Source organism: Telluria sp. RT2P19 (assembly GCF_059685725.1).
This window is the reverse complement of the sequence record NZ_JCASIL010000004.1, coordinates 116119-128391: the sequence shown is the minus strand read 5'-3', so window position 1 is coordinate 128391 and position 12273 is coordinate 116119. Positions and strand designations below refer to the sequence as shown.

The window sequence follows — 12273 nt, the reverse complement described above, 5'->3', positions numbered from 1 at the left end:
CCGATGACGGATTCAATGACGGTGCCTGCATTCCAGCATCGAACGGTGCTGCTTGACGAAGCGGTCGACGCGCTCAACCTCGAGGGCGCGCGTGCTTCCGGTATCTATATAGACGGCACTTTTGGTCGGGGCGGCCATAGCCGCCTGCTGTTGTCGCGCCTGGACCCGCAAGGGCGCCTGTTCGCGTTCGACAAAGACCTGCAAGCAATTGCCACCGCAGAACAGATCGGCGATCCGCGCTTCACGATCGTCCACGACAGCTTTGCAACGATGCATGATGCGCTGGCCGCGCGCGGCATCCACCAGGTCGACGGCATCCTGCTCGACCTGGGTATCTCGTCGCCCCAGGTGGACGACGCCAGCCGCGGTTTCAGCTTCCGCCAGGACGGCCCCCTCGACATGCGCATGGATACCACGCGCGGCATGTCGGCGGCCGAGTGGATTGCTACCGCGGAGCAATCTCAATTGGAAAAGGTGATACGCGATTATGGAGAAGAGCGGTATGCTTTTCAGATTGCAAAGGCGATTGTTGCTCGCCGCGCAGTCGAACCAATTTCAAGCACACGACAGTTTGCCGCAATCGTGGCAAGCGCGGTCAAGGGCTGGGAAAAAGGCAAGGATCCGGCAACCAGGACCTTTCAGGCTGTCCGGATTTTCATCAATAAAGAGCTTGAGGACCTCGAGGCAGGGCTGAGCGCCGCCTACGGCATGCTGGCGCCGGGCGCCCGCATGTCCGTGATTTCCTTCCACTCGCTGGAAGACCGCATGGTCAAGCAATTCCTCGCCTCCAAGGCCAAGGTCGAGCAGCCCGACCGGCGCCTGCCGATCCGCGCGGTCGACCTGCCGCAGCCCGAGATGAAGCTGATTGACAAGATCAAGCCATCGGCGACGGAAGTGGCGGAAAACCCGCGTGCCCGTTCGGCGGTGCTGCGCGTGGCCGAACGCCTGGGGACGCCTGCATGAGCGTCAAGCTGAACGTGCTCCTGACCACCGTGCTGGTGGGCTGCGCGCTGTCGGTCGTCAATGCCCGCTACCAGGCGCGCCACCTGCTCATCGAGCTCGAGCGACTGCAACAGCATGCGCGCCAGCTCGACATTGACTGGGACCAGCTCCAGCTCGACCAGTCGCGCCTGGCCAAGAACGAGCGCATCGAGCAGATCGCCCGCTCCCAGCTCGAGATGGCGCCGCTGAGCCCGGCCCGTACCCAGTACTTGACCGAAGGCGCCCCATGACGCGCGGCGCGATGAAGAACAGCAACGCGCGCGTGGCTGCATCGAAGGGCGTGGCTTTCAGCAAGAGCCCGGTGCTGGCGGTGCGCTTGCCCGACTGGCGTTCGCGCCTGGTCCTGTTCGTCCTGTTCGCGGCCTTCGCCGCGCTGGCCGTGCGCGCGGTCTGGCTGCAGGGCGTCTCGAACCAGTTCCTGCAAAAACAGGGCAAGAGCCGCTACGAGCGCACGCTCGAGCTGCCGGCCACGCGCGGGCGCATCCTGGACCGCAATGGCGCCGTGCTGGCGACCTCGCTGCCGGTGCGCGCGATCTGGGGCATTCCCGAAGACGTGCTGAAAGCGCCGCCCGAAAAGCTGCGCGAGCTGGCGCGCCTGCTCGAGATGCCGGAAGCCGAGGTGCGCAAGAAGCTCGACTCCGACCGCACCTTCGTCTATCTCAAGCGCCAGGTCGAGATGCCGATCGTCGACCAGATCCTGAAGCTCAAGATCGACGGCATCGACACGCGCAAGGAATACAAGCGCTTCTACCCGCAGGGCGAAGTGATGACCCACCTGGTGGGCTTCACCAACGTCGAGGACAAGGGCCAGGAAGGGATGGAGCTGCAGCACCAGAAGAGCCTGATGGGCGTGGCGGGCAGCCGCCGCGTGATCAAGGACCGCCTGGGCCACATCGCCGAAGACCTGGGCATGTTCCGCGAACCGCACCAGGGCCGCGACCTGACCCTGTCGGTCGACAGCAAGCTCCAGTACATCGCCTTCACCAGCATCAAGAACGCGGTCGAGAAGTTCAACGCCAAGGCCGGCGCCGCCGTGGTGCTCGACGTGCAGACGGGTGAGGTCCTTGCGCTGGCCAACTACCCGACCTACAACCCGAACGACCGCTCCAAGCTGACCGGCGAGCAGCTGCGCAACCGCGTCATCACCGATACCTTCGAGCCGGGTTCGACGATCAAGCCGCTTACCGTGGCGCTTGGCCTGGAAACCGGCCGCATCACGCCCGATACCGTGTTCGACAACAATCCGGGCTATATGATGGTGACCGGACGCCGCATCCGCGACTTCCACAACTACGGCGTGCAGACCGTCAGCGGCATCATCCAGAAGTCGTCGAACCTCGGCGTGGTCAAGATCGCCCAGATGATCCCGCAGCAGGAAATGTGGGAGCTGTACACCAAGGTCGGCTACGGCCAGGCGCCGCGCTTCGGCTTCCCCGGCGCCGCCGCCGGCCGCGTGCGTCCCTACAAGACCTGGAAGCCGGTGGAATACGCCAATATGGCCTTCGGCCACGGCCTGTCGGTGTCGCTGCTGCAGATGGCGCGCTCCTATATGATCTTCGCCCGCAACGGCGACATCATCCCGCTGTCGTTCTTGAAGGTCGACGAACAGCCGGTCGGCCAGCAGGTGATCTCGGCCAAGACCGCGGCCCAGGTGCGCACCATGCTCGAGTCGGTGGTGGGCCCGGGCGGCACCGCCTCGCGCGCGCAGGTCGCCGGCTACCGCATCGGCGGCAAGACCGGCACCGCCGAAAAGATCGTCAACGGCCGCTATTCGCGCACCAACAATATCGGCTACTTCGCCGGCATCGGGCCGATGTCCAAGCCGCGCTTCATCATCGCGGTGATGGTCGACGACCCGAGCGGCCCCGTGCGCACCGGCGGCTACGTCGCCGCGCCGACCGCCGCCGACCTGTTCGCCAATGCGCTACGGGCCGCCAACGTGCCGCCCGATTCATCGATCACGGACATCATCATTCCGGAAGTTCCTCTAGAGGAGAGCATGTGATGGGCCCGAGCCTGCACGACATCATCCAGTGGACCCGCGCCGCCGCCCCAGGCGGCCGTCTCGTTTCCGACTCGCGCCGCGTCAAGCCTGGCGACGTGTTCTTCGCCTATCCGGGCGAGGCCGCCGACGGTCGTCGATTTATCGAGGCCGCCATCGAGGCCGGCGCCGCCGCCGTGGTCTTCGAGGCCGCCGGTTTCACCTGGGACGCCTCCTTCGACCTGCCGCACCTGGCTGTGCCTGACTTGAAAAAGAACGCCGGCCCGATCGCGCACGCGGTGCTGGACTATCCGGACAGCGCCATGTTCACCGTGGCCGTCACCGGGACCAATGGCAAGACCTCGTGCGCGCTGTGGACCGCGCAGGCGCTGGCGCGCCTGGGCGAAGCCGCCGCCGTGATCGGCACGCTGGGCGTGGGACTCATCAAGGGCAAGACCTCGGCCCAGCCACAGTTCGACGTGACCGGCTACACGACGCCGGACGCGGTGCTGCTGGCCTCGACGCTGGCCGACCTGAAGAAGGGCGGCGCCACCGCGCTCGCCATCGAAGCGTCGTCGATCGGCCTGGTGCAGGAACGCACGGCCGGCATGCACGTCGACGTCGCGATCTTCACCAACCTGACGCGCGATCACCTCGACTTCCATGGCGACATGGAGAGCTATGAGGCGGCCAAGGTCAAGCTGTTCGAATGGGATGGCTTGAAGCAGGCGGTGGTGAACCTCGACGATCCGGCCGGACGGCGCCTGGTGGCGCGCCTGCGCACGAACTTCCCTGCACTGGCGGTCACCGGCTATACGATCGCGGATGCGGCGGCGCCCGAGGGCGTGGCCATGCTGCGCGCGAGCGGCATGCGCAGCAAGAACGCCGGCACCGAGTTCCAGGTCGAGACGCCGCAAGGCAACGCGACCATCCGCACCCAGCTGGTGGGTAACTACAACGTCAGCAATACGCTGGCGGTGCTGGGCGCGCTGCTGGCCAAAGGCGTCGTCCTCAAGTCCGCGGTCGATGCGATCGAGACCCTGGTCCCGGCGCCGGGCCGCATGCAGCAGATGGGCGGGGCGGATGCGCCGATGGTCGTGATCGACTATGCGCACACGCCGGATGCACTGGAAAAGACCCTGCAAGCGCTGCGCCAGGTGGCGCTGGACCGCGGCGGCCGGCTGTGGTGCGTGTTCGGCTGCGGCGGCGACCGCGATCCGGGCAAGCGCCCGCAGATGGGCCGCATCGCGCAGGGCGCCGACCAGGTGCTGGTCACCAGCGACAACCCGCGCAGCGAAGAACCCGCGACAATCATCGCCCAGATCGTGGCCGGCATGGACGCGAACCACCCAGGCTCGCGCCTGCAGACGGTCGAAGACCGCGCGGCCGCCATCCTGCTCGCGGTGAAGCAGGCCGCCAAACAGGACGTGATCCTGCTGGCGGGGAAGGGCCATGAGCCCTACCAGGAAATCAAGGGCCGCAAGATGCCGTTTTCGGACGCCGACCACGCTTCGCTGGCACTGACGGCGCGGCTTACCATGCTGAGGACGCATTGATGCGCGGTACGCTGCAACAACTGGTCGCTGCGATTCCGGGCGCGCGCCTGGTCGGCACTGACGAATCGTTCGACGGCGTGTCGCTAGATTCGCGCAAGGTTGGCGCCGGCGCGCTGTTCGTCGCGCTGGTTGGCGAGACCTTCGATGCGCACGACTTCCTCGACCAGGTCGCGGGACAGGGCGTGGCGGCGGTGGTCGTGTCGCGTTTGCCCGAAGGCTGGACGCTGCCGGCCATCGTGGTGCCGGACACGCTGGTGGCGCTGGGCCGCATCGCTCATGCGTGGCGCGCGCAGTTTGCCATCCCTGTCATCGGCGTCACCGGCAGCAATGGCAAGACGACGGTCAAGGAAATGATTGCGTCGATCCTGGCTGCGGCCGTCGGTGAAGATGCGCGCCTGGCGACCCAGGGCAACCTGAATAACGAGATCGGCGTGCCATTGACGCTGTTCCGTCTCGGCGAGCAGCACCGCGCTGCGGTGGTCGAACTGGGCATGAATCATCCGGGCGAGATCGGCCGGCTGGCCGCGATCGCGACGCCGACCGTGGGCCTGGTCAACAACGCCCAGCGCGAGCACCAGGAATTCATGCACACCGTGGAAGCGGTGGCGCGCGAGAACGGTACGGTGCTGCAGGCGCTGGCAAGCGATGGCGTGGCCGTGTTCCCGGGCGACGATACCTATACCGGCTTGTGGCGCGGCCTGGCCAAGTGCGAGGTCTTGACCTTTGGATTGTCCGATGCCTGCGACGTGCGCGCCACGTACGCCGTTGGCGATTTCGGCAGCGACCTGCAGGTGACGGCGCGCGGCGCGCGATTTGGCGTCAAGCTGGCCGCGGCCGGCGAACACAATGTGCGCAACGCGCTGGCGGCGATCGCCTGCGCGCTCGGCGCCAGCGTCGACCAGGACGCCATCGTGCGCGGCCTGGAAGCCTTCGCGCCGGTCGGCGGCCGCCTGCAGCGCAAGCAGGCTTCGAGCGGCGCGACCGTCATCGACGATACCTATAACGCGAATCCCGACTCGATGCGCGCCGCGATCGATGTGCTGGCGGCCTATCCGGCGCCACGCATCCTGGTCGTGGGCGATATGGGCGAGGTCGGCGCGCAAGGAAAACAGTTTCACGAAGAAATCGGCGCCTACGCAGTAACGCGTGGCATCGAGACCGTGCTCGCGACGGGCGAGCTGGCGCGCCATCTGGCCGCGTCGGGAGCACGGCATTACGAGCAGTTCGACGAATTATTGGCAGCACTGGATGAAGAGCTGGGCGGCAACGCATCAATGACCAATCTTAAGGCGACTGTGCTGGTGAAGGGATCCCGTTTCATGAAGATGGAACGCGTGGTCCAGCACCTGACCGGATCAACCACCATTGGCAAGGACGCCCACTAATATGCTTCTCTGGCTCGCACAATACTTCCAGGACTACATCGGACCGCTGCGCGTGTTCAACTACATCACGTTCCGCGCGGTGTTCGCCACCATCACGGCCATCACGATCGGCCTGGTTGCCGGCCCCGTGGTCATCCGCAAGCTGACCGAACTGAAGGTCGGCCAGGCAGTGCGCACCTACGGTCCGCAAAGCCACCTGACCAAGCACGGCACCCCGACCATGGGCGGCGTGCTGGTGCTGATCGCGATCGGCGTCTCGACCCTGTTATGGTGCGACCTGTCGAACCGCCTGATCTGGCCGGTGCTGGTGGTGACCTTCGGCTTCGGCGCCGTCGGCTGGGTCGACGATTACCGCAAGGTGGTCTACAAGGACCCGGAAGGCATGCGCTCGGGCGAGAAATACTTCTGGATGTCGCTGGTCGGGATCACGTCGGCGCTGTACCTGGCGTTCGCGCTGTCGGCCGCCTCGCCATGGGAAGCGGTGGGGCTGTTCTACGCCTGGGTGCAGTCCGGCTTCTCGATGGACCTGCCGCCCAAGGCCGACCTGATCGTCCCCTTCGTCAAGACCATCAGCTATCCATTGGGCGTGTGGGGCTTCATCGCGCTGACCTATTGCGTGATCGTCGGCTCGTCCAACGCGGTCAACTTCACCGACGGCCTGGATGGCCTCGCGATCATGCCGACCGTGATGGTGGGCGGCGCCCTGGGCCTGTTCGCCTACCTGACCGGCAGCGTGACGTTCTCGAAATACCTGCTGATCCCGTATATCCCCGGCGCGGGCGAACTCCTGATCTTCTGCGGCGCGATGGCCGGCGCCGGCCTGGCTTTCCTGTGGTATAACGCGCACCCGGCGCAGATGTTCATGGGCGACGTCGGCGCGCTGGCCCTGGGCGGCGCGCTCGGCACCATTGCCGTCATCGTACGCCAGGAAATCGTCCTGTTCATCATGGGCGGCATTTTCGTGGCCGAGACCCTGTCGGTGATCATCCAGGTCAGCTGGTTCAAATACACGAAGAAGCGCTACGGCACCGGGCGCCGCGTGTTCCTGATGGCGCCGCTGCACCACCATTTCGAACAAAAGGGCTGGAAGGAGACCAAGGTCGTGGTCCGCTTCTGGATCGTGACCATGATGCTGATCCTGGTCGGCCTGTCGACGTTGAAACTGCGCTGAGATGAACTACGACGGCAAACACGCATTGGTACTGGGCCTGGGCGAATCCGGGCTGGCGATGGCGCAATGGCTGGCGCGCTCCGGCGCACGCGTGCGCGTGGCCGACACGCGCGGGGAGCCGCAACGCCTGCCGGCGCTGCGCGCCGCCGTGGCCGATGCCGAATTCGTGGGCGGCGACTTCAATGCCGCGCTGCTCGACGGCGTCGACTTCGTCGCCGTCAGCCCAGGCCTGGCGCCGGATCGCGAGCTGGCCGGGATCATCCCGGCCGCCGCCGAGCGCCGCGTGCCGGTGTGGGGCGAGATCGAATTGTTCGCCCAGGCGCTAGCGCACCTGCGCGAAAAAACTGGCTACACGCCGAAAATCATCGCGATCACCGGCACCAACGGCAAGACCACGGTAACGAGCATGACCGGCCTGCTGTGCCGCCGCGCCGGCTTGACGACGCGCGTGGCCGGCAATATCAGCCCGGCGGCGCTGGACGTGCTGAGGGAAAGCATTGACGCCGACGCGCTGCCGCAGGCCTGGGTGCTGGAGCTGTCGAGCTTCCAGCTGCATACCACCTTCAGCCTGCAAGCCGACGCCGCCACGGTGCTGAACCTGACCCAGGACCACTTGGACTGGCACGGCAGCATGGACGCCTATGCGGCCGACAAGGCGCGCATCTTCGGTACCGACACCGTGCGCGTGCTGAACCGCGACGATGCAGGCGTCATGCGCATGGCGGCAGCCGAATCGCCGTCCTTCACTTTCGGCACCGACGCACCGGTGCACGCCAACAGCTTCGGCCTGCTCGAAGAGCGCGGCGTGCTGTGGCTGGCGAACGCCGTGCCGGGCGAAGAAATCGAGAAGAAACGCAAGAAAGGCGAGGTCCCCGAGCCGGTGGAGGCGATCGTGAATCGCCTGATTCCGGCCGACGCCCTCAAGATCCGCGGCTTGCACAACGCCTCGAACGCACTGGCCGCGCTGGCCCTGTGCCGCGCCTGCGGCCTGCCGCTGGCGCCGCTGCTGCACGGCCTGCGCGAGTACGCCGGCGAGCCGCACCGGGTCGAACTGGTCGCCACCATCGACGGCGTCGACTACTACGACGACAGCAAGGGCACCAATGTCGGCGCCACCGTGGCCGCGCTCATGGGCCTGGGCAAGGCCTTCGCCGGCGCCGAGCAGCAGATCCTCCTGATCGCCGGCGGCGACGGCAAGGGCCAGGACTTCGCGCCGCTGGCGCAGCCGGTGGCAAGCTACGTGCGCGCCACGCTGCTCATCGGCCGCGACGCGCCGGCCGTGCGGGCCGCCATCGAACCGACCGGTGTGCCGGCCTTCGACCTGGACGACCTGCCGCAGGCGGTGCGCCGCGCCGCGGGCCTGGCGCGTCCCGGCGACGCCGTGCTGCTGTCGCCGGCCTGCGCCAGCCTCGACATGTTCACCAATTACGCGCATCGGGCGCAGGTGTTCGTCGATACGGTCCGCGAGATCGCCCTGGACAGGGGACAGGAAATCTGATGGCCTTCCAGCTCCCTTTCAAATTTTCCGGCGCCGCCTCCGACGCCACCGTCGACGGCCGCAGCAAGCCATCGAAGATGATGGACTACGACCAGCCGCTGGTGTGGGTCACCCTGCTTCTGATGCTGCTCGGCATGGTGATGGTGTATTCGGCCTCGATCGCGCTGCCCGACTCGCCCAAGTTCCGCTACCTGGAAGACCGCAACGAATACTTCCTGTACCGCCAAGCGATGTACATCGTCGTGTCGATGGTCGCCGCCGCCGTCGTGTTCCGGATTCCGATCGCGGTGTGGCAGAAATACGCGCCGATGCTGTTCATCGTCACCCTGGTCATGCTGGTCGTGGTTTTGATCCCGGGCGTGGGCGTGTCGGTCAACGGCGCGCGCCGCTGGCTGTCGCTGAAAGTCATGAACCTGCAGCCGTCCGAGATCATGAAGATCGCGGTGGTGCTGTACGCCGCCGATTTCACGGTGCGCAAGCAGGAATACATGCACAAGCTCACGAAGGGCTTCTTGCCGATGATGGTCGCGATCGGCCTGGTCGGCGCCCTGCTGCTGCTCGAGCCTGACCTGGGCGCCTTCGGCGTGATCGTCTGCATCGCCATGGGCATCCTGTTCCTGGGCGGGATCAATATCGTCTGGTTCGGCGGCATCGGGGCGCTGCTGGTGGTGATCTTCAGCGCGATCATCGCGCTGTCGCCGTTCCGCCGCGCGCGCATGTTCGCCTACCTCGACCCGTGGGAAGAGGGCAACGCGCTGGACAAGGCCTATCAATTGACGCACTCGCTGATCGCCTTCGGCCGCGGCGAATTCTTCGGCGTGGGCCTCGGCGCCTCGGTCGAGAAGCTCCACTACCTGCCGGAAGCGCACACCGACTTCATCATGGCCGTGATCGGCGAAGAACTGGGCCTGGTCGGCGTGCTGGTCGTGGTGGCGATGTTCTACTGGCTGGTCAAGCGCGCCTTCGACATCGGGCGCCAGGCGATCGCACTGGACCAGACCTTCGCCGGCCTGGCCGCGAAGGGCATCGGCATCTGGATCGGTGTGCAGACCTTCATCAATATGGGCGTGAACCTGGGCCTGCTGCCGACCAAGGGCCTGACCCTGCCCTTGATGAGCTTTGGCGGTTCGGGCGTCATGTTCAACTGCATCGGCCTGGCGATCCTGCTGCGCATCGACTACGAGAACCGGGTGCGCATGCGCGGGGGCAGGACATGAGCAAGCGCCTGATGATCATGGCTGCCGGTACGGGCGGCCACATCTTCCCCGGGATCGCGATCGCGCAGACCATGCGCGCGCGCGGCTGGGAAGTGAGCTGGCTGGGCACGGCCCACGGCATGGAGACGGAGCTGGTGCCGAAAGCCGGCATCGACATGGACACGATCGATTTCGCCGGCCTGCGCGGCAAGGGCCTGCGGCATACGATCAGCGGCGCCTTCAAGATGGCGGCCGCTTTCGCGACCTGCCGCCGCTACCTGGCCGCGCGCAGGCCAAGCGTGGTGCTGGGCATGGGCGGCTACGTGACCGTCCCCGGCGGCATGATGGCGCGCGCGCGCGGCGTGCCGCTGGCGCTGGTCAATGCCGATGCCGCGCTGCTGTTGTCGAACAAGACGCTGGCGCCGGTGGCCCAGCGCGTCCTGTTCGGCTTTCCCGCCGACTTCGGCAAGGCGGCCGGCAAGGCGGTGGTCACAGGCAACCCGGTGCGCCAGCAAATCCTCGACCTGGCGCTGCCTGCCGAACGCTTCGCCGGCCGCGGCGGTCCGTTGCGGGTCCTGGTCGTGGGCGGCAGCCTGGGCGCGAAAGTGCTCAACGACGGCGTGCCGGCGGCCCTGAAGCTGATCGATCCCGCACTGCGTCCGATCGTGACCCACCAATCGGGCAAGAAGAATATCGACGCGCTGCGCGCGGCTTATTTGGAGGCCGGTGTCAACGCAAACGTGGTCGACTTCATTGATGACATGGCTGGCGCGTATGCGCACGCCGACCTGGTGATCTGCCGCGCCGGCGCGATCACGGTGTCCGAACTGACCGCGGCCGGCGTGGCCAGCGTGCTGGTGCCGTTCGTGGCCAGCACCACCAGCCACCAGCGCGACAACGCGGTGTGGATGGACGCCCAGGGCGCGGCGGTCCACCTGCCGCAGGGCGAATTGAATCCGCAGCGGCTGAAAAGCCTGCTGCAAACGACGCGCGAACAGTGCCTGGCGATGGCGCAGGCGGCTGCCCGCGTGGGCAAGCGCGACGCCAATGAGGCGATCGCGCACGAACTCGAACGATTGGCAGGGCAGCATCAATGAAACACAAGATCAAGAACATTCATTTCGTCGGCATCGGCGGCAGCGGCATGAGCGGCATCGCCGAGGTGCTGCTCAATCTCGGCTACCAGGTGTCGGGCTCGGACCTGGGCAGCAATGCCGCCACCGCGCGCCTGGCCGGCCTGGGCGCGACGGTGCACCTCGGCCACCAGGCCGAGAACGTCACCGGCGCCGACGTCGTCGTGACCTCGACCGCCGTCAACGAAGCCAACCCCGAGGTGATCGCCGCCCGCGCCAACAAGACGCCCATCGTGCCGCGCGCGATCATGCTCGGCGAATTGATGCGCCTGAAGCGCGGCATCGCGATCGCAGGCACCCACGGCAAGACCACCACTACCAGCCTGGTGGCGTCGGTGCTGGCCGCCGGCGGGCTGGATCCGACTTTCGTGATCGGCGGGCGCCTGACGGCGGCCGGCGCCAACGCGGCCCTGGGCAGCGGCGAATACATCGTGGCCGAAGCCGACGAATCGGACGCGTCGTTCCTGAACCTGTCGCCGATGATCGAAGTCATCACCAATATCGACGCCGACCACATGGACACCTATGAACACGACTTCGAGAAATTGAAGGCCGCGTTCGTGAACTTCACGCACCGCATGCCGTTCTATGGCCGTGCGATGCTGTGCATCGACGATCCTCACGTGCGCTCGATCCTGCCGCAGGTGACCAAGCCGGTCACCACCTATGGCTTCTCCGAACAAGCCGAGGTGCGCGCGCTGGACGCCTATGCCGAAGGCACGCAGATGCACTTCACGGTGCGCCAGGAAGGCTATCCGGACACCAAGTTCGTGCTGAACCAGCCCGGCATGCACAATGTGCTCAATGCCTGCTCGGCGATCGCGATCGCGCGCGAGATCGGCGTCGAGGATGCCGCCACCGCCCAGGGCCTGCTGGAATTCCGTGGCGTCGGGCGCCGCTTCACCCGCTACGGCGAGGTGCCGCTGGCCGCTGGCGGCAGCTTCACCCTGGTCGACGACTTCGGCCACCACCCGGTCGAGACCGAGGTGACGCTCAGCGCCGCGCGCGCAGCGTATCCGGGCCGGCGCCTGGTGCTGGCCTTCCAGCCGCACCGCTACAGCCGCACCCGCGACCTGTTCGAGGACTTCGTGAAAGTGCTGGCCACGCCCGACGTGCTGCTGCTGGCCGAGGTGTACCCGGCCGGCGAAGCGCCGATCGTGGCCGCCGACGGCCGCGCCCTGGCGCGCGCGCTGCGCACCGCCGGCAAGACCGAACCGATCTTCGTGGAAGCGATCGCCGACATGGCGACCGCCATTTTGAATGTGGCGCGCGACGGTGACGTCGTGCTGACCATGGGCGCCGGCTCGATCAGCGGCGTCCCGAACCAACTGACCAACGCAAAAGGCTGAAT

The 12273-nt window shown here is 66.6% G+C and carries 10 protein-coding genes; all 10 read left to right on the top strand.

What is annotated here, in order from left to right; all coding sequences use genetic code 11:
- The first annotated feature begins 3 nt into the window (after positions 1-3).
- Genes rsmH through murC form a run of 10 tightly spaced genes read left to right on the top strand, consistent with a single transcriptional unit; the run spans position 4 to position 12271 of the window.
- Complete coding sequence (gene rsmH, locus AC56KW_RS06795; RefSeq protein ID WP_497169978.1) at positions 4-963, top strand: 16S rRNA (cytosine(1402)-N(4))-methyltransferase RsmH; 960 nt, start codon at positions 4-6, stop codon at positions 961-963.
- Positions 960-1232: a cell division protein FtsL gene (gene ftsL, locus AC56KW_RS06790; RefSeq protein ID WP_497169977.1), complete on the top strand. Its 273-nt coding sequence runs from the start codon at positions 960-962 to the stop codon at positions 1230-1232. The genes rsmH and ftsL overlap by 4 nt, the downstream gene beginning before the upstream one ends.
- The gene (locus tag AC56KW_RS06785; RefSeq protein ID WP_497169976.1) at positions 1229-3007 is read left to right on the top strand and encodes a peptidoglycan D,D-transpeptidase FtsI family protein; all 1779 of its coding nucleotides are present in this window, start codon (positions 1229-1231) and stop codon (positions 3005-3007) included. Before ftsL ends, AC56KW_RS06785 begins: the two co-directional genes overlap by 4 nt.
- Positions 3007-4539: a UDP-N-acetylmuramoyl-L-alanyl-D-glutamate--2,6-diaminopimelate ligase gene (locus tag AC56KW_RS06780; RefSeq protein WP_497170228.1), complete on the top strand. Its 1533-nt coding sequence runs from the start codon at positions 3007-3009 to the stop codon at positions 4537-4539. Before AC56KW_RS06785 ends, AC56KW_RS06780 begins: the two co-directional genes overlap by 1 nt.
- The gene (locus AC56KW_RS06775; protein ID WP_497169975.1) at positions 4539-5924 is read left to right on the top strand and encodes a UDP-N-acetylmuramoyl-tripeptide--D-alanyl-D-alanine ligase; all 1386 of its coding nucleotides are present in this window, start codon (positions 4539-4541) and stop codon (positions 5922-5924) included. The genes AC56KW_RS06780 and AC56KW_RS06775 overlap by 1 nt, the downstream gene beginning before the upstream one ends.
- Before the next feature lies 1 nt (position 5925).
- Positions 5926-7095 carry a phospho-N-acetylmuramoyl-pentapeptide-transferase gene (mraY, locus tag AC56KW_RS06770; protein ID WP_497169974.1) on the top strand — a complete coding sequence of 390 codons (1170 nt, stop codon included), beginning with the start codon at positions 5926-5928 and terminating at the stop codon, positions 7093-7095.
- 1 nt (position 7096) lies between these two features.
- The gene (murD, locus tag AC56KW_RS06765; RefSeq protein ID WP_497169973.1) at positions 7097-8593 is read left to right on the top strand and encodes a UDP-N-acetylmuramoyl-L-alanine--D-glutamate ligase; all 1497 of its coding nucleotides are present in this window, start codon (positions 7097-7099) and stop codon (positions 8591-8593) included.
- Positions 8593-9810, top strand: a complete 1218-nt coding sequence (gene ftsW, locus AC56KW_RS06760; RefSeq protein WP_497169972.1) for a putative lipid II flippase FtsW — start codon at positions 8593-8595, stop codon at positions 9808-9810. The genes murD and ftsW overlap by 1 nt, the downstream gene beginning before the upstream one ends.
- A complete protein-coding gene (murG, locus tag AC56KW_RS06755) occupies positions 9807-10886 on the top strand; it encodes an undecaprenyldiphospho-muramoylpentapeptide beta-N-acetylglucosaminyltransferase (RefSeq protein WP_497169971.1) in 1080 nt (359 codons plus the stop codon). The genes ftsW and murG overlap by 4 nt, the downstream gene beginning before the upstream one ends.
- On the top strand, positions 10883-12271 hold the full coding sequence (murC, locus tag AC56KW_RS06750; RefSeq protein WP_497169970.1) for a UDP-N-acetylmuramate--L-alanine ligase: 1389 nt from the start codon (positions 10883-10885) through the stop codon (positions 12269-12271). Before murG ends, murC begins: the two co-directional genes overlap by 4 nt.
- The last annotated feature ends 2 nt before the right edge of the window (positions 12272-12273 follow it).

Bases quoted from the DNA above. Each gene is read 5' to 3' on its own strand.
- murD (WP_497169973.1), top strand. From the start codon at position 7,097: ATGAACTACGACGGCAAACACGCATTGGTACTGGGCCTGGGCGAATCC.
- murG (WP_497169971.1), top strand. From the start codon at position 9,807: ATGAGCAAGCGCCTGATGATCATGGCTGCCGGTACGGGCGGCCACATC.
- AC56KW_RS06785 (WP_497169976.1), top strand. From the start codon at position 1,229: ATGACGCGCGGCGCGATGAAGAACAGCAACGCGCGCGTGGCTGCATCG.
- ftsW (WP_497169972.1), top strand. From the start codon at position 8,593: ATGGCCTTCCAGCTCCCTTTCAAATTTTCCGGCGCCGCCTCCGACGCC.
- ftsL (WP_497169977.1), top strand. From the start codon at position 960: ATGAGCGTCAAGCTGAACGTGCTCCTGACCACCGTGCTGGTGGGCTGC.
- AC56KW_RS06775 (WP_497169975.1), top strand. From the start codon at position 4,539: ATGCGCGGTACGCTGCAACAACTGGTCGCTGCGATTCCGGGCGCGCGC.
- rsmH (WP_497169978.1), top strand. From the start codon at position 4: ATGACGGATTCAATGACGGTGCCTGCATTCCAGCATCGAACGGTGCTG.
- murC (WP_497169970.1), top strand. From the start codon at position 10,883: ATGAAACACAAGATCAAGAACATTCATTTCGTCGGCATCGGCGGCAGC.
- AC56KW_RS06780 (WP_497170228.1), top strand. From the start codon at position 3,007: ATGGGCCCGAGCCTGCACGACATCATCCAGTGGACCCGCGCCGCCGCC.
- mraY (WP_497169974.1), top strand. From the start codon at position 5,926: ATGCTTCTCTGGCTCGCACAATACTTCCAGGACTACATCGGACCGCTG.